At 66.6% G+C, this 24,758-nt stretch carries 17 protein-coding genes; 11 read left to right on the top strand and 6 right to left on the bottom strand.

What is annotated here, in order from left to right:
* Genes eccCa through eccD form a run of 3 tightly spaced genes read right to left on the bottom strand, consistent with a single transcriptional unit; the run spans window position 1 to window position 6,932 of the window.
* Window positions 1–4,023, bottom strand: a complete 4,023-nt coding sequence (eccCa, locus tag ACWEOI_RS00875) for a type VII secretion protein EccCa (protein WP_452358604.1) — start codon at window positions 4,021–4,023, stop codon at window positions 1–3.
* Window positions 4,024–4,041: 18 nt separating this feature from the next.
* Complete coding sequence (gene mycP / locus ACWEOI_RS00880) at window positions 4,042–5,514, bottom strand: type VII secretion-associated serine protease mycosin (RefSeq protein ID WP_452358605.1); 1,473 nt, start codon at window positions 5,512–5,514, stop codon at window positions 4,042–4,044.
* Window positions 5,511–6,932 carry a type VII secretion integral membrane protein EccD gene (gene eccD, locus ACWEOI_RS00885; RefSeq protein ID WP_452358606.1) on the bottom strand — a complete coding sequence of 474 codons (1,422 nt, stop codon included), beginning with the start codon at window positions 6,930–6,932 and terminating at the stop codon, window positions 5,511–5,513. Before eccD ends, mycP begins: the two co-directional genes overlap by 4 nt.
* Window positions 6,933–7,142: 210 nt before the next feature.
* Between eccD and eccA the strand changes: the two genes are divergently transcribed.
* Together eccA and eccE are read left to right on the top strand one after the other, a co-directional pair.
* Window positions 7,143–8,978, top strand: coding sequence for a type VII secretion AAA-ATPase EccA (gene eccA, locus ACWEOI_RS00890; RefSeq protein WP_433670727.1), 1,836 nt, complete (start codon window positions 7,143–7,145; stop codon window positions 8,976–8,978).
* Between the two features lie 14 nt (window positions 8,979–8,992).
* Window positions 8,993–11,188: a type VII secretion protein EccE gene (eccE, locus tag ACWEOI_RS00895; protein WP_452358607.1), complete on the top strand. Its 2,196-nt coding sequence runs from the start codon at window positions 8,993–8,995 to the stop codon at window positions 11,186–11,188.
* Between the two features lie 100 nt (window positions 11,189–11,288).
* On the opposite strand, the gene ACWEOI_RS00900 is transcribed toward eccE, so the two are convergent.
* A complete protein-coding gene (locus ACWEOI_RS00900) occupies window positions 11,289–11,417 on the bottom strand; it encodes a hypothetical protein (RefSeq protein WP_433670724.1) in 129 nt (42 codons plus the stop codon).
* 200 nt (window positions 11,418–11,617) lie between these two features.
* On the opposite strand from ACWEOI_RS00900, the gene ACWEOI_RS00905 reads away from it, so the two are divergent.
* The 9 genes from ACWEOI_RS00905 to ACWEOI_RS00945 all read left to right on the top strand — a co-directional run bounded on the left by ACWEOI_RS00905 (window position 11,618) and on the right by ACWEOI_RS00945 (window position 22,760).
* Window positions 11,618–12,520, top strand: coding sequence for a Scr1 family TA system antitoxin-like transcriptional regulator (locus ACWEOI_RS00905; RefSeq protein WP_433670723.1), 903 nt, complete (start codon window positions 11,618–11,620; stop codon window positions 12,518–12,520).
* Entirely contained in the window at window positions 12,510–12,716 is a 207-nt protein-coding gene (locus ACWEOI_RS00910; protein WP_433670722.1) for a DUF397 domain-containing protein, read from the top strand. The genes ACWEOI_RS00905 and ACWEOI_RS00910 overlap by 11 nt, the downstream gene beginning before the upstream one ends.
* 410 nt (window positions 12,717–13,126) lie before the next feature.
* Window positions 13,127–14,434 (top strand): DUF7373 family lipoprotein, encoded by a 1,308-nt coding sequence (locus ACWEOI_RS00915; protein WP_452358608.1) that lies wholly within the window; start codon window positions 13,127–13,129, stop codon window positions 14,432–14,434.
* Between the two features lie 10 nt (window positions 14,435–14,444).
* The gene (locus ACWEOI_RS00920; RefSeq protein ID WP_452358609.1) at window positions 14,445–15,758 is read left to right on the top strand and encodes a DUF7373 family lipoprotein; all 1,314 of its coding nucleotides are present in this window, start codon (window positions 14,445–14,447) and stop codon (window positions 15,756–15,758) included.
* A 302-nt stretch (window positions 15,759–16,060) separates the two neighbouring features.
* Complete coding sequence (locus tag ACWEOI_RS00925; RefSeq protein WP_452358610.1) at window positions 16,061–17,227, top strand: DUF7373 family lipoprotein; 1,167 nt, start codon at window positions 16,061–16,063, stop codon at window positions 17,225–17,227.
* A 13-nt stretch (window positions 17,228–17,240) separates the two neighbouring features.
* The gene (locus ACWEOI_RS00930) at window positions 17,241–18,551 is read left to right on the top strand and encodes a DUF7373 family lipoprotein (protein ID WP_452358611.1); all 1,311 of its coding nucleotides are present in this window, start codon (window positions 17,241–17,243) and stop codon (window positions 18,549–18,551) included.
* A 147-nt stretch (window positions 18,552–18,698) separates the two neighbouring features.
* Window positions 18,699–19,940: a DUF7373 family lipoprotein gene (locus ACWEOI_RS00935; protein WP_452358612.1), complete on the top strand. Its 1,242-nt coding sequence runs from the start codon at window positions 18,699–18,701 to the stop codon at window positions 19,938–19,940.
* 9 nt (window positions 19,941–19,949) lie between these two features.
* A complete protein-coding gene (locus ACWEOI_RS00940) occupies window positions 19,950–21,242 on the top strand; it encodes a DUF7373 family lipoprotein (protein WP_452358613.1) in 1,293 nt (430 codons plus the stop codon).
* A gap of 9 nt (window positions 21,243–21,251) precedes the next feature.
* Window positions 21,252–22,760 carry a serine/threonine-protein kinase gene (locus ACWEOI_RS00945; protein ID WP_452358614.1) on the top strand — a complete coding sequence of 503 codons (1,509 nt, stop codon included), beginning with the start codon at window positions 21,252–21,254 and terminating at the stop codon, window positions 22,758–22,760.
* A gap of 34 nt (window positions 22,761–22,794) precedes the next feature.
* Here ACWEOI_RS00945 and eccB read toward each other — a convergent pair whose 3' ends face one another.
* Together eccB and ACWEOI_RS00955 are read right to left on the bottom strand one after the other, a co-directional pair.
* Window positions 22,795–24,303: a type VII secretion protein EccB gene (eccB, locus tag ACWEOI_RS00950; RefSeq protein WP_452358615.1), complete on the bottom strand. Its 1,509-nt coding sequence runs from the start codon at window positions 24,301–24,303 to the stop codon at window positions 22,795–22,797.
* Window positions 24,304–24,421: 118 nt separating this feature from the next.
* Window positions 24,422–24,754 (bottom strand): hypothetical protein, encoded by a 333-nt coding sequence (locus ACWEOI_RS00955; protein ID WP_452358616.1) that lies wholly within the window; start codon window positions 24,752–24,754, stop codon window positions 24,422–24,424.
* Window positions 24,755–24,758 lie beyond the last annotated feature (4 nt).

A 24,758-nucleotide genomic window follows, 5' to 3' on the forward strand; every position in this document is an offset into this window, starting at 1 on the left:
CTACAGCGCGGGCAGGTCGGCGATCTGGATCATCTCGTCGCCGCGGGAGCGGGACCAGAGGATGCCGCGGCCGGGGGGCAGGCGCATGGGGCGGATGTCGCCGATGAGCTTGCCCTCGTCGCGGGAGCCGCTCATGAGCAGCGCGGGGACGGACAGGTTCTTCATCGAGCCGAGCACCTGGTCGTAGAGGGCTCGGGAGATGCCGCCCATATTGCGGGAGATGACCACGTGCAGGCCGATGTCGCGGGCCTGTGGGAGCAGTTCGATCAACGCACCCAACGGGTTTCCGCCCGCCACCACCATGTCGTAGTCGTCGACCACGACATAGATCTCGGGGCCGGTCCACCAGTCCCGGTCGCGCAGCTGCTGCGGGGTGATGTCGGAGCCGGGGATGCGCTTGGACAGGTAGTTGACGACTTCCTTGATCATGCCGCCGCAGGTCTGCGAGGAGGTGGAGTACCCGGCGAGCTGGTCGCCCTCCAGGACCCCGAGCAGGGTGCGACGGTAGTCGATGAGGATGACGCGCGCGGTGTCGGCGTTGGAGCTCTCGGCGATGCCGCGAATGATGTTGCGCAGCACCGTGGTCTTGCCGGACTCGACCTCGGAGAACACCATGAAGTGCGGGTCGGAGGCGAAGTCCAGCACGATCGGCTGCAGCTCGGATTCGCCGACGCCGATGACCACCTTGGTCGGGCCCTGCTGGATGCCGTGGCGGCGAGCCAGTTCCAGGATCTGCTCGCGGGGCACGTTGCCGGGCAGGGTGCGGACCTCGGGCGCGCGGCGCTCGCCCCAGATGGCCTGCATCTCGGTGCGCGCGGCGGCCACGCCCTCGGCCAGGTTCTGGGCATTGGTGTCGGAGTCCAGGCGCGGCATGGCGATGAGCATGTGCAGCTGGTCGGAGGTGAGACCGCGGCCGGGCCGGTTGAGCGGCACGTTGACCGCGACCCGGCGGCCCATCTCGGAGTCCGAGGGGTCACCCAGTCGCAGTTCGATGCGGGTGCCGATCATGTCCTTGACCGAGGCCCGGATCTCGCCCCACCGGTTGGCGCCCAGGATCACGTGGATGCCGTACGAAAGGCCCTGTGCGGCAAGCTGTCCAACCAGCGGCTCCAGGCTGTCGAATTCCTCGCGGACGACCTGCCAGTTGTCGATGACCAGGAACACGTCGCCGAAGCGGTCGCCCAGCACCGGGTCGTCGGACTGCGGCGCGTTCTGCGCGGCGTGCTTGCGCCGCCGGAACTCGGCCATGGATTCGATGCCCAGCCCGGCGAAGCGCTCCTCGCGTTCGCGCAGCAGGGTGGTGAGCTCGGCGATGGTGCGCCGCACCCGGTCGGAGTCGAGCTTGCCCGCGACCGAACCGACGTGCGGCAGCCCGACCAGACCGGCCATGGAGCCACCACCGAAGTCGAGGCAGTAGAACTGCACCTGTTCGGGCGTGTGGGTGGCCGCCGCGGACATGATGATGGTGCGCAGCGTGGTCGACTTGCCGGACTGCGGACCGCCGACGACGGCCACATTGCCCTGCGCGCCCGCGAGATTGATGGTGAGCACGTCGCGGCGCTGCTCGTAGGGCTTGTCGATGATGCCGATCGGCATCCACAGCTGCCCGTGCCGGTTGACCGGCGAACGCCAGTCCGGATCCGGCAGCAGCATGTCCACGGTCGGCGATTCCTCGAGCGGCGGCAGCCACACCTCGTGGGCGGGACGGCCGTGCCCGGTCAGGCGTTTCACGACGGTCTGCAGCAGGCTGTCGGGCAGGCCCTCGTCGCCCGACGGCGGCGGGGGCGGCAGCAGGTCGAGCGGATCGAACGGGTTCTCCGGTTCGGGCCGCTCGAGGATCTCGACCATGGCGGCGGTGAATTCGCGCGGCGGCGCCTCGACGACGGTGGTGCCGTCGGCGGCCTGGCGGGCCGAACGGGGCGCGACGTAGGGCCCGGACACGTAGGTCGCGTTGAACCGCAACGGATCCGACGCGTCGCTCTTGAGGTAACCGGAACCCGGGATACCGGGCAGGTGGTAGGCGTCGGTGATGCCGAGCACGGCGCGCGACTCGTTGGCCGAGAAGGTTCGCAGACCGATGCGGTACGACAGATGCGAGTCCAGGCCCCGCATCTTGTTCTCCTCGAGCCGCTGCGAGGCGAGCAGCAGGTGCACGTGCAGCGACCGGCCCAGTCGGCCGATCATGACGAACAGATCCGCGAAATCCGGCTTCTGCGAGAGCAATTCGGAGAACTCGTCGATGACCACGAACAGCGCGGGCAGCGGGTCCAGCGGCACCCCGGCCGCGCGCGCCTTCTCGTACTCGACGACATTGGCGAAGTTGCCCGCCGAGCGCAGCAGTTCCTGACGCCGGTTCATCTCACCGGCGAGCGCGTCGCGCATACGGTCGACGAGCTCGAGCTCTTCCTCGAGGTTGGTGATGACCGCCGCCACGTGCGGCAGCGGGTCCATGCCGAGGAAGGTCGCACCACCCTTGAAGTCGACCAGGATCAGGTTGAGCTGGTCCGGCGAGTGCGTGGTGACCATCGAAAGAATCAGCGTGCGAAGGAATTCCGACTTACCGGAACCCGTCGCGCCGATGCACAGGCCGTGCGGGCCCATGCCGTTCTCGGCGGATTCCTTGATGTCGATCTCGACCGGCGTCCCGTCGGGGGTGATGCCGATCGGCACGCGTAGTCGTTCGCGCCCGGCGCGCGGCCGCCACACCTTGGCGGGGTCGATCTGCGCGGCGTCCGGGATCTTGAGCAGGTTCATCAGGCCCGGGTCGCTGGCGGTGGTGTTGTCGCCGAGGCTGACGATCTGCGCCGCGGTGGCGATCCGGAAGCGGGCCAGGCTGCGCGCGAAGGACTCGACCTCGGCCAGCGTCACGGTGTCGGCGTTGGCGAACTTCTCGGTGCCCGCCGCGCTCTTGGCGAACACCTCGCCGCCGGTGGCGACGAGCTGCAGTCCGCGGCGCGCGGCCAGGCTGTTCTCGGCGGCGCTCAGGTCGATGACGGTGACCGCGTCCAGACCGGATTCGCTGATCAAACGCTCACTGCCGCTGACGTATCCGTCGTCGATGATGACGACCAGGTGCAGCCGCCCCTGGGTGGGCTGCGGGTTGCGCATGAACCGGCCGCGCTCGAGCAGGTCGTCGGCGAGCGCGGTCTCCAGCTCGCCGAGCGAGCCGTAGATCATGCGGGACGCGCCCATGCCGTCGCGTTCGCTCGAATGCTGGACGTGCGGCAGCCATTTCGCCCACGCCCAGGCCTCACAGTCGGGTTCGGCGGTGACGATGGCGACGGCGACGTGGTCGGGGCCGTGGAACGCGGTGAGCTCCATGAGCATCGACCACACCAGCCCACGCGCGTCCTCGACCGGGCCCTCCACATTGATGGCCGGGAAGGCGCGCAGCGACACCGCGGTCGGCAGGTGGTGCACCACGGAATGCGTTCGCACGAAACGACGCAACGCCACGGTGGACACCGGCTCCAGGTCCTCGAGCGGTCCGGTCTCCGGCCGCGCCAGCTTGGCGGCGAGCCGGTGGGTGCCGATGCCGACGCGCACGTGCCCGAAGTCGGGGTCGGCGGGCCGCCGCTCCCACATGCGCCGCGAGCCCACGATCGAGGGCAGGTCGGCCGGTTCGGGGTGGCTCCAGATCAGCGTCTCGAGCTGCTTCTGCCCGGTGCGCCGGACTTCGCGGCGGGTCTGGTCGAGGTAGCGGAAGTAGTCCTTGCGTTCCTCGTTCAGTTCCGAGGAGCTCTTGCTGCTGCCGCGCTGACCCATGAGCATGCCGGCCATCGACATGATCATCATCATCGGCATCATCATCATGTACGGGTTGGACAGCATGGAGCGGCCCATGAGGCTCATCATGGCGAGCATGCCGATCATGGCGACCACCATGACGACCGGCATCAGCTTGGCCATCAGGGGCGCGGCGACCGGCCGCGGGATCTCCGGCGGCGCGGTCAGCGCCATCTCCCCGCCGGGCGCGCGGGGTGGCGCGATGCGGGGTCGGCGCACGAAACCTTCGGTAGCCATGGCTGTATCTCCGGTCGTCTAATCGAGGTCGGGCAGCTCGTCGTCGCTGCTGCGGCGGCGGAACGGAATCGACACGGCGAGACCGATTCCCAGCGCGGACAGGCAGACGATGGTGCCGACGGTGGCCACCAGCCGCGGCAGGCGCGGCGGGCCGGCGGGTTGCACGGGCTTGGGGAAGGCGTGGGACTGGTCGGCGTCGGCGTGGATCGGCAGCTCGGGCGTCTCGGCGGTGAGCACGGCCGCCGGGAACACGGTGGTGAGCGCGGCGACCGGGTCGATGAGACCCGCGCCGATGCGATCGTCGCGGCCGGTGCCGGGCTGGTGTGCGGTCAGCATGATCTGGTTCATGACCTGCCGCGCGGTCCAGTCCGGGTTCTTGGCCCGCACCAGCGCCGCCAGGCCCGCCACATACGGTGCGGCGAAACTGGTTCCGTTGAGCGCCTTCTGGCCCGAGTCGACGCCGGTGGCGTTGACCAGTCCGGTCCCGCCCGGCTTGTTGTCGAGGGAGACGATATTGGTGCCGATGGCCGCGACCCCCACCCACGGGCCGTAGAGCGAGAAACTCGACGGGCTGCCGTTGGGGTCGATCGAGGCGACCGGGAGCACGTACTTGTCGAACCAGGCCGGGCTGGCGATGGTCTTGACCTTGCTCCAGCTGATCCGGCTGTCGGTGTAGGTGTCGTTCTGGGTTCCGCAGCCGCTGTTCTGGTCCACGTTGCCCGCGGCCACCACCACGACCACGTTCTGCTCGAAGGCGAAGCGCACCGCGTCGCCGAGTACCGCGTCGGCGGTGTCGCCGCCCGCGGCGGTGCAGGCGTCCTCGGAGATATTGATGACGGTGGCGCCCATGTTCACCGCGCGCACCACGGCCGCGGCGAGGGTCTGCATATTGCCGTAGCCGGACTTGCTCATGCTGCCGGGCGTTTCCCCGCCCGCCGAGTCCTTGGCCTTGTAGGCGTCGCTGAGCTGGCGGATCGACAGGATCTCCGCGTCCGGCGCGACACCCACGAAGGCGTCGTCCGGGCTGGGCTGCGCGCCGATGATGCCGGCCACCAAAGTGCCGTGGCCGTCGCAGTCCTCGCTGGTGCCGTCGCCCTCGGCGACGTAATCGCCGCCGCCCTGGAGGTTCGCCAGCCGGGGGTGCCGATTGACACCGGTGTCGATGACCGCGACCTTCTGCCCCGCGCCCTTGCGGTTCGGGCCGGGATTGGCCCGCCACACCGCGGGCAGGTCGAGCACCTTCTGCGCGACTGGTTCGTCGCGCGGCGCGTCGCCCTTGAGCGACTGTTCCACGCAGACGGCGTTCTTCTGCGTCGGCACCGGTGGCGCGGGCTTACCCGCCAGCCCCTGCGCCTCCCCCAGATGGGACAGGTCGGGATTGGGCTGACTGACAGCCGCATTCGCGACCGGGGCCTGCGGCCCCAGCAGCGCACCGCCGAGAATCGCTGCCGCACACAGTGTTCGCGCCCAGTTTCCGGGACGCGCGATCATATGTTCCGGGCCGTCGAGTAGACATCCATGATCCACAGCACCACCGGGACGATCGAGCAGATCAAGCCGTACTCGAAGATCTCGTTGAAGCGCCGGGTGACCGGGGTGACCTCGACGTGCGGACCGATGACGCCGAATCCGATGGCGCCCACCGCGAAGGCCAGCAGCAGTCCGGCCGAGAGCAACGGCATGCCGTCATCGGCGACCGCCAGCAGCACCGCCAGCCCGATGAAGGTGACGCAGCCGCTGACGATCAGGGTGGCGGCCTGGGTGAGATCGGCGAACGAGCGCCCGCGCAGGCAGAGGATGATCGAGACGACCACGGCGAGCGCGATGCCCTGCCAGCGGTCGGAGTTCAGTGGATCGGCCGTGCCCAGCGCACCGGCGACGGCGCCGATGGCGCTGCCGACCACGATGCCGGTCTGGAACTGATTGGCCGTGCGGGCGCGCTGCCCGAGTCCGTGCGCGGACGGCAGCACGGTGGCGCCGATCGCGCCGATGCCTTCGATGGTGGGCCGGGGTTCGTGGTCGGCCGGGTCGATGGCCGCGCCGGCGGTGGGCACCGGCGGCACGGGTAGTCGGGCCAGCATGGCGGCCAGTCGCGGCACCATCGACAGCACGACGATCGATGCGACCAGAACGCCCGCAGCCACTTTCGGCACTCCGGCGTCCCAGATCATGCGCACGGCGGCGCCGAGTCCGGACAGCAGCACCACGGTCACGACCGCGGACACCACCGCTGCGCCGGCCCCGATGATGCGGTAGCCGACGACGGCGAGCAGCAGGGTCGCGGACGCGCCGAGCATGAGGTGCGGACTGCCGAGCGAACCGGGCACGGCCAGCGCCGCGCCGCCGAAGGCGAGCAGCAGCATGCACAGCGTGAGCACGGTGGCGGTCAGCTCGTCGGCGTACTTGCGCATGGCGATCGCGCCGGCGACCAGTGCTCCGATCGCGCCGAGCAGTAGCAGCGGCGGCGCGACGAACTTGTCGCCGTCCGCACGCGACAACAGCGCCAGCAGTACCGCGAACAGCACCGCCGACACTCCGGCCACCAGACCGGTCCAGCGGGCCGCGGTCGGCGACCAGCTGCGGAACTCCTCGGCCGTGAGTCTCGACACAGCGTCGATCACGTCGTCGAACAGCGCGGGCGCTTCCTTGGCGGAAACCGCTCGCAGCACCAGCAATTCGCCGTCGTAGATCTCGGCGTCATTGAGGGTCTGGCTGGGCGCGATCATGTCGCGGCCCAATTTGGCCAGTGTCCAATGCTGCGATTGGAGTGGCGTGCCACCCTCATCGCCGCCGATCGGATCGGGATTGCGGGATTCGATGAGACGCACCAGATCACCGATGAACGCGGCGATCGGCACGTTGGCCGGCAGACCGACGTCGAGCTGGGTATTCCCCCCGATGACGGACACTCGGCACAATTCGGGTTCAGCCGCCCGCGGGCCGCTGATCGACTGTGCTGTCACTTGCTGAACTGCTCCCCTATAGCTCTCAACAGTTGCCCGCCCAGGGCGGTTAACCATAATGTATCCGACTGTCCCCAGGCGTGCGATTCGCGCGGTGTGGGTGGGGAAAGTGAACGAAAGACCAACCAGGTTCGACGAATTCGGGGTTCGACTAGGATGATCGACACTCGCCAGGCCCAACGCGCCTTCGACGCGGGAGTGCTGTCCTTGGGGTTGAGCATCGAGGGCCAGGAATCGAACCGGGACCTCGACTACGCGAAACTGGCGTTCCAGCGCGCCACGGAGTGGGACCCCACCATGGCCGACGCCTGGCTGGGCCGGGCCGCCGCCGGTGAGGTCACCACGGATGTTCTGAGCAACCTGTACAAGTGCAGCACCGTCTCGCTGGGACGGGAACAGCGCCGGTTGGGCCTGCCGCCACGGACGCTTGCCGGACGTTTCCTGCCGGGCCTCTACATCGACTATCCGCTGGCGAGTTTCACCGAAACCCACCTGGCGTGGGCGGCGCACCTGATCGCGGAGAAGCAGTACGACGAGGCCGAACAGGTCCTCGACGAACTCGAGAAGCACCGCCGGGCGCGGGCCTCGGAACCGGACTTCGAAATCGACGGCCGGATCGCGAAATACGTGCGCGGCATCCTGCACTACAACGCCCAGCGCTGGCCGGACGTGATGACCGTCCTCAATGGCTCCGACAGCTGGGAGGACCCGTATCTGGCCGCCGGCGCGCATGTGATGGTCGGTACGGCCTGCGCGCAGCTGGGCCTGTTCGGTGAGGCGATCCGCCGCATGGAGGCCGCCGAGGCGGGCCCGATTCCGGCGGCCCGCACCGCGGCCATGTTCTGCCGCGGCCTGTGCCTGCGTGAGAACGGCGCGGCCGAGGAGGCGCAGGCGCTGTTCGAGAAGGTGTATTCGCAGGCACCGGATTTCGACGCCAACACCGCGGCCATGCGCGACCGCACCTACCGGATCACGCTCACCTCGAAGGAGGTGATCGAGGCCCGCACCGACCGCTGGGATCCGGCGTCGGCGCCCTCGCTGGAGGAGAAGCAGGCCGCCGAGCACGAGGACCGGGCCAAGGAGATCCTGGCCCAGGCGCGCGCCGAGCTGGACAAGCAGATCGGCCTGGCGGCGGTGAAAACGCAGGTGGCCAAGTTGCAGTCGAGTGCGCAGCTGGCGAAGATCCGGGCGGAGAAGGGGCTTTCGAGCTCCGCGCGCGGCCAGCACCTGGCCTTCACCGGTCCGCCGGGAACCGGTAAGACCACCATCGCGCGCGTGGTCGCCAAGATCTATTGCGGCCTGGGCATTCTCAAGACCGACAAGGTGGTCGAGACCAAGCGCTCCGACTTCGTCGGCCAGCACCTGGGTTCCACCGCCATCAAGACCGACGCCCTGATCGACACCGCCATGGACGGCGTGCTGTTCATCGACGAGGCGTACACCCTGATCCAGACCGGGCTCTCCGGCGGTGACGCGTTCGGCCGCGAGGCCGTCGACACCCTGCTGGCCCGTATGGAGAACGACCGTGACCGCCTGGTGGTGATCATCGCCGGATACGACGGCGAGATCGACCGCTTCCTGGCCGCCAACGACGGTCTGGCGTCCCGCTTCGCCAAGCGGCTCCAGTTCCCGTCCTACACCGCCGAGGAACTCGGCGCGATCGGTGAAGTCGTTGCGTCCAAACGGGATTCGGACCTGTCCGAGGACGCGCTGGCCGCGCTGATCACCACCTGTCAGAAGCTCTACACGATGGAGAGCACCGATCAGAGCGGGCAACCGCGCCGCGGGGTCGACGTGGCCGGCAACGGTCGCTTCATCCGCAACCTGATCGAGGCGGCCGAGGAGGAACGCGAGTTCCGCTTGGCCAACGACGAATCCATCGATCTGAGCGCCGTGGACGAATCGGTGCTCATGCGCATCGAGGGTCCCGACATGAAGGCCGCGTTGAGCACCCTGCTCACCTCGCTGAATCTGGCGTCGGCCGCCGACTGAGGGGCAACTGAACTGTGAACGACTTTCCGCGGGGAGCGGGCGGCTATCAGCCGGGCGGAAATGGTGGGAGCGAGCGGCAGGGCCGTCCACCCCAGGGGTATGGCGATCCGGGGCAGTCGTACGGCCCCGGTCAGGCATACGGTGATCCCGGCCAGGCGCCCGGTCATCCTGGGCAGGCCGGTCATCCCGGCCAAGGGCACGGTAATCCTGGCCAACCGCAGGGCGCGCCCGGCCACTCACCCAGTGGGGGAAGCGGTTTCGGGCGCGAGTTCGATGACTTCCTGAATCGCACCTCGAATGTCGCGGCGCCGCCACGGCCGGTGCCGCCGCCCGCTCCGGCTCCGCAGCCGCAGGCCCCTCAGGCCCCACCGGCCGCGCCGCAATCGTCGGGATCCCAGCCGGACCGCTCGGGCACTCCAGAGCCCGAGGCCCGGTCGCGCAGGCGGCGCGCGCCGCAGTCCAACGCGACCGCTGCCGCGAATGCCGTTGCCTCCGAGCTACGTTCGGACGATCTGTGGCTGCTGCGGAATCTGCCGCTGCGCCTGGTGATTCCGGCCGCGCTGTTGGGCGTCGTGCTCTCCCTGGTCGCGGTGGCGTTGAAGGCCCCGTGGTGGGGTGCGCTCCCGGCCGGTCTGATTCCCGCGCTGATCCTGTTGATCCCGGTGGGCGGCGTCCCGATCGGTCTGCGGCTGGGCCGTTGGGCGACCTACCGCTGGCAGCAGGCCCGCCGCGCGAATCTCGACGAGAACGCCGCGGTCGACGTCCCGCTCCCCGACGGCGGCAGCTGCGGTCTGCGCTGGGACGGCACCCTGCTGACCACCATGCTCCGCATCGACCCGCCGCCGGACACACTGACTCTGCTGCGCCGCGGCTCGCTGAGTACCGATCAGCTGCTGCCGCTCAACGAGATCGCGGCCTGCCTGCGCCAATACGATGTCGAGCTGCATTCGGTGGACGTCATCAGCACCGGCACCCGCACCGCCAGCACCGAGGCGGTGATCTCCGGCTACGCGGCCAGCATCGCCCCGCTGGGCCGTCTCTACGACGAGATCCTGGGCCCGTTGCCCGCCATCGCGCACCGCACCATGTGGCTGGTGCTGCGCCTGAACCCGCTCGACAATGCCAAGGCGGTCGACAATCGCGGCGGCGGCCCCGAGGGCGCGCTCCGTTCGGCCCTGGTCGCCACCCGCCGAGTCGCGAACCGCCTGGCCGGGCACGGCATCACGGCCTCGGTCCTGACCACCTCCGAAATGTCCACCGCCCTGCGCGAACTCACCCGCGGCATCCCCGTCGCCGAGTTCACCGAGCACCCGGACAACCTGGAGCACAACGGCATTCACCTGACCAGCTACCAGATCGATCCGCAGCTGTTCAACTCCGACGGCCTGGCCAAGATCTGGGCGGTCCGCAGCCTCGCCACCACCGTCACCGTCCGCCTGCAGCCGGTCCCCGAGCCCGGCGCCAAGCCCGGCCAGCCCGCCGCCATCGTCGAGGTGGACGCCCGAGTCCGCTACGACACCCCCTACGAGCACGGCGAACCCCCCGTGGCGGGCCTGAAGGAACTCCCCCGCCGCCAACTCTGGGCCCTCATGGACATCCTGTCCTACGGCACCCAGGAGATCCGCCCCTCCGGCTACCGCGGCCCGGTCGACGTCCTCACCGACATCACCATGCCCACCGCCGGCTGCGGCCAGCTCATCGGCGCCGACGCCACCGGCAGCGGTATCGCCGTCCCCCTCATCGGCGACGGCTCCCGCCGCATCGACATCATCGCCAGCCTCCAACTGGCCCAACAGGTCATCATCCGCGCCATCGCCCTCGGCGCCGGCGCGGTAGTCCACACCGCCCGCCCCTGGGCCTGGCAGGGCATGGTCACCAATGTCGCCGCCCCCCACGCCCTCTCCCTGGCCTCCTCGGTAACCCACAGCTCCCGAGGCACAGCCGTCACGGGCCGCCTCGCCAGCCCAGCCGCCACAGTCATCGTCTTCGACGGCGTCCCCACCACAGCTCCCCCGGGCTCGGCCACCGTCGTCACCATCCACGAAGCGATCCCCGCCGACTACCAGCCAGACGCCGACGTGACGATCGTCCAACACCCGGACGCACCGCACACGATCTCGGTCCACACGCCGGCCACCATGACCACCGCCATGATGGTCACCACCCCGGCGGAACAGCACTACCTGAGTGGAGCTGCGGCCCGGCGCTGATCACCGGTCGCGCCGGCCGGTTCGGTCGGCGCGACACTCGGCATTGTGGACGTCTCAGTCGGCGCTGCACACAGTTCGCGAAGGCTGCCGGTTCGTGGGCCTAGCGGACGCGGACACGCACCCAATCGATCGCGGATCCATCGTCCCAGTAGAAGCCCCAGGCGGACCACCCGATGACGGCGGCACACAGCGCGATGATCGACAGCAATGCCCATGCATCCCAAGCCATTACGACCTCCCACATGTTTCGAGCCGATCGACGGCGACCGGTGTCGCCCGATGGCGAAACAATGCGCCGGAAGCGGAAGCCGGATCGGCACGGCGAGTCGATCTGCGAAATTGGCACGAAACCCCAGGTCGCTTCTCACGACACGCATACGCTTTTCTCGGTCCGAGATAAACGACGCAACCTGATGAGAGGGCAGGCGCATGGCGGACGAACCGGAGGACACCGACACCACGTTGCCGCGCCGCCAGCTCGGCCGATTGCTACGGGATGCGAGGGCGATGGCGGGAATGAATCTCGAACAGGCCGCCGCCCTGGTGCAGTGGAGTCGGCCAACATTGAGCCGGCTCGAGCGGGGCGAGACCAAAAAGGTCAGAGTCACAGATATTTTGGCGGTCTGTGAGGCATACGGGCTGGACAAGGATGCGACCGCCGTCGCGAAGGGGCTGGCTGCGCAGGTCCCCGCCAAGTCGTGGTGGCAGGCTTACAGCGATCTCATCCCCGCATGGGCGAACCCGTTTGTCGGACTGGAGTCCCGTGCGACGTCCTTGACCGTCTTTCAGCCCTTGATCGTGCACGGGCTGCTCCAGACCGCCGACTACGCGCGAGCACTCGACCGGCTCTACTTCCCCGATGACACCGAGCACGAACTCGATCGGCGAATCCAGATCCGTGTACAGCGACAATGCATTCTCACGCGCTCACACAAACCAAGCAGGATGTCGATTGTCCTGCACGAGAACGCACTTCGAACCGTCGTCGGGAACAATCGAGTGATGTCGGCACAATGCCGCCACATCGCGAACCTGAGCAGCCAGGACAACATCGATCTCCGCGTGATGAACTATCAGGCGGGTCTCCCTGTCGGAATGGCGGTGCCGCCGTTCACGATCATGGACTTCGCGAGTGACAACCACGGCAATCAACCGGTCGACCCCGCACAGGTCTACTGCGAGGGCTACGCGGGCAGCGCCTACCTCGAGAAGCGATCGGACGTGGAGAAATTCCGGCATGCGTTCCTGAAACTCCACCAGGCGAGCCTGGACGCACGCCCGAGCCGCGACATGATCAGAGAGATAGCCAGGAGGCACGAGAGTGAACGTTGAGCTGCACCGCGGCCAGTGGTTCAAGTCCAGTCACAGCTCAGGGGGCGGGGAGTGTGTGGAGGTCGCCTTCTTCGCGAGCGGCAAGGTAGGCGTCCGCGACTCGAAGAACCCCACCGGCCCGGTACTGACCTTCGCACCTGACGAATGGGACACCTTCACCGCCGGCATCAGCGGAGGTTCGTTCAGCCGGCCCTGATTCCAGGACAGGTGCCGAGGGGAAACCAAGCCCATGAACAATCTATCCACAGCACGTTGGTTCAAGAGCCAGGGCGGGGAGACGTTCGCGTAGGCCGCGCACCTGAGTGGAGGCAGCGTCGGCGTACGGGACTCGAACCTTGGAGAGCGGAGCTCCGTCACGCAGCGGACAACCTACCGCCGCGCGAGCGGTGCGGGCCATGTGCTCAGCGCCGCGGCAGGTTGCCGGCGATCTCCTGCATGATGGATTTCGCTGCGGTGCAGATCTTCTGGCAGAGGTCGCCGCCTTCGCCTGGCGTACGAGGCGAGGAGTTCGACTGCCCGTGAGCTAATATCCGAGCGGGGCCGCAGGGTCGACACTGATACGCGGCACGGTTTCACAGCGAGGGCCGCAACCCCAGGCATGCCGGTATGCTGTGCACGCCAGTAGCTGAGTGCGACTGGTCATTCGGTTTCGTCGGGGGAATATTCGGCATGCGTCACGGTTTCAGCCGACCACGGTCGGCTCGCGTCCTGCTGCGCGCAGCGGCAGCAGCGGCATTGGCAATCACAGTCCTGACAAGTTCGGCTTGCGAATCTGATTACCTTGCGGCTGAGGACAACTCGATCGACCTCAGCAAACTCGATACCGGCAGTTTCGCGACCAAGCCGACGCCGATCACCACCACCGACGCGGCCGAGACCGGCCGACTGGCCGAGGCGCTGCGGCTGGGAAACACTATGCCGCTGCCCACGGAGATCGATCCGGCCCTGTCCCACAATTACATTGGCATACACCCCATCGCCAATACCTCGGATCTGCTGGAAGGCCACCAGATCGCCCTCGGGTGGCTCGCCGGCACCGCTTTCGCTACGAACCCCACGGGCTTCACGGCGGGCTTCGTCACCTCGGCGAGAACAGACGACGATCGCGACCTCGGATACGGGCTCACCGAAGTGGTCATGAGCTTCGACAGCGACGGCGATGCCGCCGCGGCCGCGACCGCCTACGCGGCCAACGGTTTCGTGGATGACGGCACGGGCGCGGGCGAGCCCGCGCGGTCGAGTTCGCATCCCACCGCGCTGCTCTCCTGGCTGCCCCAATTCCAGCACCTGGTGGCGTTTTATCCGACTGGGAAGTTCCTCACCCTCGTGTTGGTGGACGACGCCGAGAACAACAGCTTGAAGATCTCTGATCTGCCTGATCTGATCGGCAAGTCCGACAAGGCCATCGACGCCACGGTGGACCGGCTGAAGTCGTTCCGGCCGACTCCCCCGGACCAGCTCGGCGCGCTGCCGCTGGATCCGCAGGGCATGCTTCGCCTATCCCTGCCCCGTCCGGCCGGAGATCAGACCGAATACGCATTCGAGGGAACCTTGGACGCACGCGGCGCTCTGCAGAACGAGACGGAAGCGACGCCGGCCCGCGCGGCCTTCGATCGGGACGGGGTCGACGCGGTCAGCTACAGAGCGGGAGTTCTGTATCGGACAAGGGATTCGGCGGCGGCCAAGGATCTTCTCGACACCTATTTCCTCGACAGGTTCCATCGTCGGATCGACTCGCCCTCGGGGCTGCCGAACGCGCGATGTGTGAAGTACCACGGCCCCGATACCCGGACGTTCCCCTTCGTCTGCTCGGTCACCTACGGGCGATACGCGGCGCAGGTGTGGTCACAACAGCAGCAGGACGCGTTCCAGCGGATCTCCGCGCAGTTCGCCATCCTCGCCAACGACAAGTGAGGGGGAGCCGATGAAACGCCTCGAGACCGACCGCGGTTACAGCAGAACAGCTTTCGGCATGATCGCGCTCGGCATCGCGACGATCATGGGGATACCAGCGTTGGCCGGATGCGGGATCGATACGTCCGGCGCGGCCGTCGCCGCGGAGGTCGATGTCCGACACTTCCCGATCGGCAACTATTCCACCGATCCGCTCGAATTCCGGGCGAATTATTACCGCTCAGTCATCGACGGCACTCAGCTGGCGATCGCGCGGCTGGCCGACTCCGTCGTCAGCGGAGCCGATGTCGATCCCAAGTTCGATCAAAACCTCCGGGTGGATGTGCTGAGTACGCTGGGATCTGCCTTGCGCGTGCTCGGCGATCCGGTCCAGTCGGCGCTCGAGGGCAACGGAATGATGTTCGGTTTCTCCGCTTCTGTAGGGAACCGCCCACTGACCAGGCTGCAGGACCCGGACTCCACATACAATTACAGCCTCTTCGGCGGGACCATCCCTGCTCCGGGCACCGACTCGTTCAGCATCACCGTGTTGCAATTCCCGGATCGGCAGCGGGCACAGGCGGCCAGCGAGCAGATGGCGGCTGCCGACTTCGGTGTCGCTCCCGACCGGAATGCCCATATCACCTTGGACCGGCATCCGAGCGCAGCAGCTCATTGGCGGCCGGGTGTTCCGACGATGGCTGCAACAGCGACCGAGGGCCAGTATGTTGTCGATGTCTTCACCGCACTGCCGACACCGGATCTCGGTGCACTGCGGGAACTGACCGACAAGGTGCTCGACGCCGAGCTTCCGCTACTCGACAGAACGCCCGCGCTGTCGGCCCGCGAGGTCTATCGCCTCAACTATGACCCGGACGGAATGCTGCGCAGAACCCTACACCCCTTCGACTTTCTCGGAATTCACGGCTTGGATGAAGTCACCCATTCTCCCCGCGGCTACCTGCATCTCGTGGAGAACGCGGGAGCCTGGAAGCCGCTTCTGGCCGCCAACGGGGTGGATCGGGTCTCGACCGCCCACAAGGGCGCGCTGCTGCTCCGAACCCCGAATGCGAAGGCCGCGACCGCCCTGTGGGACGGAATCAACGGACTGCCGGGCGAACCCGTCGACAAACCCGAGGGTGTCCCCGATGTGGTCTGTGCCAGGAACTCCGCCCGCAGAACCAACAGCTGGTCGGGCTTCGAGACCTGGTACACCGACGACACCTATGTCTGCAACCTCCACTACGACCGCTACGTGGCCCGGGTAGCGAGCGACCAACTGCTCGATGCCCAGCAACGCGCAGCTGCCCAGTACGCACTGCTCGCCAACAGCCAATGGATGTGAGAAGTGCCGCAGCGGATTGACGTGGCGCGCACCCCGCCACCATGACGACCGCCCGAATGGTCGCCACGCCGGCGGAACAGCACTACTCGAGCGGAGCCACGGCCCGACGCTGACCCCGTTGGCCCCCGGATCCAGGGGTCCACCTCTGCCCGGACCTACCAGTATGCTCTTTGTGCCAGATGCCAAGGCGCAGAGGGCAATCCGTTCGGGGGAGGTTCTACGTGATTCATGGTGTCGGCCGACCTCAGTCGGCCCGGACAAGGCTGTGTGCGGTAGCGGCATCAGTCGTCATATCTTTCGTGGTGGCTGGGTGCGGGTCGGAATCGACTGCACACGAGGCGGACTCGGTCGATCTGACGTCGCTCGACGCCGGCAGTTACGCCACGACGCCGATACAGGTCACCGCGTCCGACGCCGGTGCGGCGGGCCGCGCCGCGGAGGCGCTGCGGATCGGCGACGCCATGCCGCTGCCGATGGATATCGACCCGGCCCTGACCATCAATGCTGGTGGCGTGCGCCCGTTCACGAATGTCTCCGACCTGCTGATCCCCGAGATGAGGGGCGGTAAGTCGGCCTTCGGGTGGTTGGAGGACACGGCGTTCACGACCGATCCGACGGGGTTCACCGCAGGGTTCGCCACCTCCGCACAGACCGACGTGGATGCCGACCTCGGGTATCGGCTCACCGATCTGGTCCTGTCCTTCGACAGTGCCGGCGACGCCGCCGCGGCAGCGGAGGTATTCGCGTCGGCCCGATTCCTGGATTGGGGCGAGGGCTCCGGCGAGCCCACACGGTCGGAAGCCCACCCCGGTGCGCTGTTGTCCTTGCAGCCCGTCCGCCAGGTCGTCGCCGGGTTCTATCCGGTGGGGAGTTTCGTCATCGGCACGCTGATCCAGAATCAGGAGAAGGCATCCGAGAAGATCTCGGATCTGCCCGACCTGATCGCTAAGTTCGACAAGGCCATTGCCGTCACCGAGGATCGGTTGAAGTCGTTTCGTCCGACGCCGCCGGACCGGCTCACCTCCTTGCCGCTCGACCCGCTGGGCATGAGTCGCCTCACCTTGCCGCGCCCGGCCGGTGATCGAACCGCGCACGGATTCAACGGCGCTCTCGATGCGCACGGCGCACTCCACCGCGAATACGCTTCCGGGGCGGCGCTCTCACTCTTCGCGAAGGACGGCGTGGACGCCGTCGGTTACGGCGCGGGAGTTCTGTATCGCACAAGGGACGACACCGCCGCGAAAGATCTGCTCGACACCTATTTCGTCGACAAGTTCCGCCATCGGATCGAATCGCCCGCGGGTCTCCCGGGCGCCCGGTGCACGAAGTATCACGGCCCGAGCCGCCACGCGTTCCCGTTCGATTGCACAGTCGCCTACGGCCGGTTCGTGGCGCACGTGTGGTCCCAGCAACGGCAGGATGCGTCGCAGCGGATCTCCGCCCCGTACGCCATCCTCGCGAATGACTAGTAGGGGAATCGCGGTGCGAATCGGTACCCGCCGTGAGTGCGGCAGAAAGCTTTTCGGCAGGCTGGCCCTCGGCATCGCGGCCGTCGCGGCCATCCCTTCGCTGGCCGGATGTGGTCACGATGTCTCTGGTGTCGCGGTCGCCGCGGAGGTCGACGTCCGGCAACTGCCGGTGGGGAACTACCCGACCGACCCGCTCGACGTCCGTACGACCTATGACCGGTCCATGATCATCGCGGAGAATCTCGCCACTGCCCGGCTGGCCGACAATGTGGTCGTCGGGCCGGAGGTGGATCCCATGTTCGGTCACACCGTGCTGTCCAGGGTGCTCGGGTCGCCGTCGGGCATCTCCACGATGCTGGGGGATGCGGTGCAACCGGTGCTGGAGCGGAACCACATGGTGTACGGCTATTCCGCTGCGGCCAGCACCGAAGCACGAGACCAGATGATCGGTTTCGAGGTCTCCGGAAACTTCCAGCCGTTCGGCGGCATGATCGCCGGCCCGAACGCCACCTTGTTCAGCGTCACCGTGATCCAGTTCCCCGACGAGGACCAAGCACGAGCCGCGGCCGAGGGGATGGAGGCCGCCGACTTCGACGTGTCTCCCGATCAGAACGTCCGCGTCACCCTGGACCGCACCGCCGCCGCCAAAGCCCATTGGCGACCCGGCACTCCGTCACTCGCCGCCACCATCGCCGACGGACGCTACGTGGCCGATGTGTTCGTCCAGACGCCCACCGCCGACCTGGATGCTCTCCGCTCCCTCGCCGACCGGGTCTTCGCCGCGCAACTCCCTCTGCTCGACCGGGCACCCGGACTGTCCACCCCCGAGATCTTCCGCCTCGACTACGACCCCGACGCCATGCTGCGCCGCACCCTGCACCCCACGGACTACATTGCCCTCGACGCGAACTCGGAGATCACCCATACCGCCCGCGGCTATCTGCACTACGTCCAAGCCCCGGCGACGTGGAAGCCCCTGCTGGACGCACACGGCGTCGACCGCGTCTCCACCGCCGCCCACGGCGGCCTCCTCTTCCGCACACCCGACACCGGGTCCGCCATCGCCCTGCGGAACGCAATCATCGCTCTCACACCGGATTCCGCCGAACCCCCCGCCGTCCCCGACACCACCTGCGCCCGCACCTCCCATCCCGACACCACCTATCCCTGGACCAGCGCCAGCGCCTGGAACCAGAAGGACAAATTCACCTGCACACTCCAGTACCACCGCTACGTGGCCCAGGTCGCCGGCGACCAACTCCTCGATGCCCAACAGAAGGCAGCCGCCCAATACGCCCTACTCGCGAACAGCCAATCCTTCTGACCTGCCAGCCGCCCTTTGAAGCCTCACAACCAGCAAGAACCCTCACAGCGAATCAGCATGGCGCGCCTCACATCCGACCCACCAGTACACTCGGCACACCAGAAGTACGGCGTCACAGGTAATTCGGTATCGGGGGGATGTTTCGACATGCGTCATGGCCATGGCCGACTACGGTCGGCCCGTCTCGGGGTGCGCGCGGCCGCGGCCGCAGCGCTGGCGATTTCGGTCCTGGTGAGCGCGGGGTGCGGGTCGGAATCACATGCGGCTGAACAGCAAACGGTTGATCTGACGAAGCTTGATACGGGCAACTATCCGACGAAGCCGACGTCGTACACACCGACAGACGCTGACCGGGCCGCGCGAACTGCGGAGGCGTTGCGATTGGGCAGCGCGATGCCGCTCCCCATGGAGATCGACCCCGCCTTGACCCACGCAATGGCCGGTCCTCATCCCTTCACCAGTGTGGAGTCCTTCGAGGGCGACCCTTTCCTGATCGTGCTGGACAACGAGCATTTCGCTGCCAACACTCCTGGTCTGGTAGCAGGTTTCGCCGCTGCGGCTCAGTCGGATACCGCCTGGGAAATCTCATACTCGTTGCGAAACGCGGTGATGATCTTCGATAGCGAAGATGCCGCGAATTCCGCCGCAACAGCTCTCGCCCACAGTGGTTTCGCACGGACCGAAAGCACCGACGCTCCAGAACCGGCGCCGTCCACACGGTATCCAACCGCGCAAGTCATCTGGCTGCCCTCGCATCAGGTCCTTGCGTCGTTCTATGCGACCGGAAAATTCGTCATCGTGACGGTCGTGAGAAACTCCGAGAACTCACTGTTGAAGGTCTCGGACCAACCTGGCCTGCTCGGGCTTTCGGACAAGGCGATCACGGCCACGGTCGATCGATTGAAGACCTTTCAACCGACTCCCAAAGACAAGCTCGCAGACCTTCCCCTCGACCCTCAGGGCTTGCTCCGACTGACGCTGCCGGTTCCAAAGGGTGATGTCATCGCCTACACCTACGACGGGACCCTGGACAAACACGCAGCCCTCCTCACCGTGGGCGACTCCGCGAAGTCGCAGGCACGCTTCGACAAAGCGGGGGTCGATTACGTGAGTTACGGTGCAGCACAGCTGATCCGAGCTCGCGATGCAGATGCGGCGGTGACTCTGCTCCAGGAGCGTTCACACAGCAAGTTCGAGCGTCGAATCGAATCGCCATCCGCTCTGCCGATCGCGCAGTGTTTCAAGGTACGCACACCCAATAGCGAACAGTTCGCATATCACTGCTACTTCACCTACGGGCGGTACTCGGTAGAGATCCTCGCCGCACAGCAGCAGGACGCATATCAGCGGATCTCAGCACAGTACGCCATGTTGGCCAACGACAAGTAGGGGGAAATCGTGGGGATCCTGAACACTCGCCAGCCAACGGGCAGAAGAGCTTTCGGCGTCATAGCGATCGTCTTGCTATCGGCGGGCGCAGCCGGCTGCGGGAGCACAGTTCCCGGGACCTCGGCAGCGGGTGAGATCGATGTTCGGAAGCTGGATGTCGGGAAGTACCCGACCGAGCCCTTCGATACCCGGGCCAACTACCAGCACGCGGTTATCTCCGGTAAGGAGCTCGCCGCAGGACGACTCCAAGGCGCGGTTGTGAGTGGTCTCGATGTCGACCCCATGTTCAGTCACAGCGTGCTCGCCCGAACACTGACCAATCCGTACACAGCGGGGGTCTTCGCAAACTCGGTGGCACCGATATTGCAGACCAACCGTATGCAATTTGCCTTCAGTGCCGGTGCGAGCACCCATCCGCTACCCGACAAGTTCATCTCTCAGAACATCTTGATCTATCACCCGCTCGGTGGCGCGGAGACCATCGCCGAGGCGACCTCGTTCAACGTCGCAGTGGTGCAGTTCCCGGATCAGGCACTCGCAAGCAGCTCCGCCGAGCAGATGGAAGCTACCGACTTCAGCGTGGCCGCTGACCAGAACGTCTCGGTGACCCTGGACAAGCATCCGAACGCCAAAGCCCATTGGCGGCCGGGCGTTCCATCGATGTCGGCGACCCTGGCCACCGGACAGTACGTGGTCAGCGTGTTCGTCCAGCAGCCGAAGCCCGAACTCGACGGACTCAAAGCACTGGTAGAGAAGGTACTCGCGGCACAACTACCACTCCTCGATCAGCTATCTCCGCTTTCGGAGCGCGATACCTTGCGGTTGGACTACGACCCGGACGCGATGTTGCGCCGCACACTTCATCCGGCCGGATACGCCTCGCCTGACGCCGAGAACGAAATCACCCGGACGTCTCGCGGATACTTGCATTTCGCCGACGACCAGGCGGCATGGAAGCGGCTGCTCGACGGCAGCGGCGTGGACCGCGTCTCCAACACGAAGAATGGCGCTCTGTTGTTCCGGGCCCGTGACACCGCGGCGGCAACCACGTTGTGGTCCGGAATCAAGGACATCACACCGAATTCCGATGACAAGCCCGCGGGCGTCCCCGGGGTTTCCTGCGCCGAGAACCCGAACGCCAAACCGAGCATGTCACTCGATGCCTGGAATCAGTCGAGCCGCTTCGTCTGCACCCTGCACTACGACCGCTATGTCGCACGAGTGGCAGGTTCGCAGCTGTCCGACGTGCACCTGCGCGCTGCCGCACAGTACGCACTGCTGGCCAACAGCCAGTTCATGTAAGGAAAAGGGATGAACATCGGACCGGGCACCATCGTCCGCGGATATCGCATCGAGCGCGTACTCGGCTCGGGTGGCATGGGCACGGTATTTCTCGCGAGGCATCCCGAGCTCCCCCGTTGGGATGCACTGAAGGTCCTCAGCCCGCAGTACAGCCGCGACCCTGAGTACCGGGCCCGATTTGAGCGCGAAGCGAATCTCGCTGCTGCTCTGGATCATCCGAACATCGTCTCGATTTACAACCGCGGCGAAGACAACGGCCAACTGTGGATCGCGATGCAGTACATAAACGGCATCGACGCGGCCGTGGCGGCGGAGCGCAACCCGCAGTCCATGACGCCGTGGCGTGCGCTGCACATCGTCACCGAGGTCGGGCGCGGTCTGGACCATGCGCATCGCCGCGGGTTGCTCCATCGGGATGTCAAGCCGGCGAACTTCCTGCTGTCCGCAGCGGACAATGGCGAAGAGCGCGTCCTGCTCACCGATTTCGGCGTCGCCAAATCCACCGAGGACACGAATGAACTGACTCAGGCGGGCGGGTTCGTCGCGACCATCGCCTACGCCTCACCTGAGCAGCTGAGCGGGCACAGGCTCGACCATCGCGCGGATATCTACAGCCTCGCCTGCTCGTTCTACCGTCTGCTCACTGGGCAGAATCCCTATCCGGGTACCCAACCGGCCGTCGTGATGATGGGCCACCTCAGCGAGCCGCCGCCTCGCGTCACCGCTGTCGATCCGACGCTTCCACCGGCAGTGGACGAAGTCATCGCGGCCGCTATGGCGAAGGAGCCCACCGAGCGCTTCGATACCTGCCACGAATTCACCGCGGCGCTCAAATCGGCCCTCGAGTACGGCGTTTCCGGGCTGTCCATGCAGACTGTGCCGCACAACCGACCCAGCTCTGCTTCGGCGCCGAAGTCACCTGATCCCACAGATGGCCCGAAGTCCGTTGCGCGACGGCGCACCTGGCTCATCGGTGGGGTCGGCGCGACCGTGGTCGCACTCGCGGCCGGTGTGGGCGTCTGGGCAACCCAGCACGATTTCACCGCCTCGGCAGCGCGCAGCGCCCTGGAGGAGGCACGGTCGCAGAACCCGGCCTTCTACGGGAAAAACCTTGTAGTGATGGATATCTCGGGCACCAGCGGCTCCAAGGCGGAGATGGACGTTCAATTGAAGCCCGGGCCACAATCGAAGTTCCTCGAAGACCTGGGCTTCAATTACAACCCCAACTTCCTCAAGAAGGGCGATGAGCCGAATCCACGGCCCATCGCACCGGGGTCCGACAGCCAATCCAGCGCGCTCACGCCGCTCACGACCGGGTATCTGCTCGTCGTGCGCAGCGATACAGATTCCGGTGGGGGCGGTCTGGTGAACCTTCCGTCCGCGGTCGCGGCGACCAAAGCCTCGGTCATTGTCCTCGACGATCCCATCGCGGTGGCCGCTGTCCGTCAATGGTCCGACAACTCCGAACAGATCCTGATCGAGAAGCTCGTACCGATCCTGCGCAAGAGCGTCCGGTAGTCGGTTCGGCCATCATCGGCCGAACCTTCCGCCACTACCCCGGAAGCGTGTCCCAGTTCTTCAGCGCGTCCTTGTTGGACAGTGTTGGGCCAGGAACTAGCTGGCCGATGATCTCCCACGGAGCAAGATGCGGTGCGGTACCCAACCCGAGGATCTGCGCGGTGGCGAGGTCCGGAATGCCGTAGCGGATTCCATTGTCAGCGATGTAGAAGAGATTCTCGCGCCGCTGGCTACCCGGCTCCACTCCTGTCGTCCGTACAAACTCGCCCGAGGCAGGCGGCACGTAGACCGCGTCGACTCGATCACCCGCAGATCCGTCCTTGGTGGCCAGTGCGACCGGACGCTGCGAATCGGGCAACGGCAGCCGGGTGCCGAGCAACAGCTGGACGGTCGCACGGTCCGAAGGCCCCTCGGTGGCATCCGCCTGCTCCCGACCGAGACCGCTCTTCTTCGCCCAGGAGATGCAGGCTACCGGGTTGTCCTCCGCTGTAATGATCTTCGGTGTGGCCTCGGGGAAGTCATCGACTGGCAGCGAGTGCAGAACCGGGACGCCGTTCAGCACATCCGGTGTCACGGACTTGAACCCGTTCATGCCCTGTGAGTTGTTGGAGCCGATGACCTGCGCGGTGAACGTGGAGATGCGCTGCACGCCGTCGGCGAGCACCACGTAGAGGTCCGATCGATCCGAACCGTCCAAAGCAGCCACCTTGATGATGCCGCCGACCGGCACACTGCTCAGCCTGCCCAGGCCGTTCTCCCCGACTCGGGGAATGGTGGGCGGAACCAGTGGCGGGACCGTGATCGCCGCGCCGATCAGATCACTCGTTGCAGGACGGGAGCGTTTACCGCTGACGCCGAGGGCCTGCGCGATCGAGTCCTTGGTGCGATCGAACTCCGCGGCCTTCCCGTCATAGATCAGGTAGTCCTTGCCACCCTTGTTGGCCCAGATCGCCGAGTCCGCGCCGGCCGCCTTGATGCGGTCGCTGATTTCGAGATGTCCAGAGATGACGGTTGTTTCCGCGCCAGCGGACGAAGCCGCTCCACCGGACGCAGACAGCGGAACCTTGTCACACAGCGTCCATTGGGAACGCTCCCCCTGCCCCGTTCCGGGCAAGGCTGAGGGGACGCCTGGGATTCCGAGGATCGGGCCACGCGGTACCGAGTTGAGCTTGCTGTCCTTGACCGACTTCGGACTCTCACTGGTACCCGAGATCAATCGGGCCGAGGCGAGATTCAACGTCGGATACAGGGTCATCTTGTTCTTGTCATCCTTGTCCCGGATGACGACATAGAGTGCGCCGCTGTCCTTGCCCATCACGATGTTCGCGTCACCGATGGACCCTTGCGGGCGAATGAAGGCCATGATCGCCGCACCCGCCACCACCAGCAGCGCGAGAACCGCACCGACCATGAGTGAACGGGACTGCGACCGCATCGGGTCGTGCAACATGCGCACGTCGCGGCGAATCAATGCGTGGTCCAGCCGACGCAGCAGGAAGCGGTACCCATTGACCTGGGCACGGGTGGTCAATTGGGCTGGCACTAACCAAATCCTCCGTCGAACCGAGAACTACGGGCACGTAGATTACTGGGCGCCGACCGACGACAGCGCACACCCCTGAACGGAGGTGTGCGCTGTCGGGCAGGCACGTTGTCCCTCGCTAGGCGAAGGAGTTGCCGACCTTGGCGTCCGCCGCAAGGGCGTTGCTCAGAGCGTTCTCGACCGCGCTGGCGACCTTGTCCAGGGTGGTCAGGCACTTGTCGTGGTACGCCGAGTCCCAGTCGGCCTTCGCGGTCATGACGGACTGCAGAGCACCGTTCTCCGCGCCGCTGTTCGGGTCCGACCACGCCGTCTTCAGCCGCTCGACAGCCTGGCCGAGGTCGCTGCTGGTGTCGACGGCGGCCGAGCCGTCGCCGGCAACGGCGACCAGGTCGCGGTGGAACTGGCGGAGGTCGTCCACCAGCTGGGTCATGTGGGCCTTGTCGTAAAGCATGTCA

This window comes from Nocardia sp. NPDC004340 (assembly GCF_053602575.1).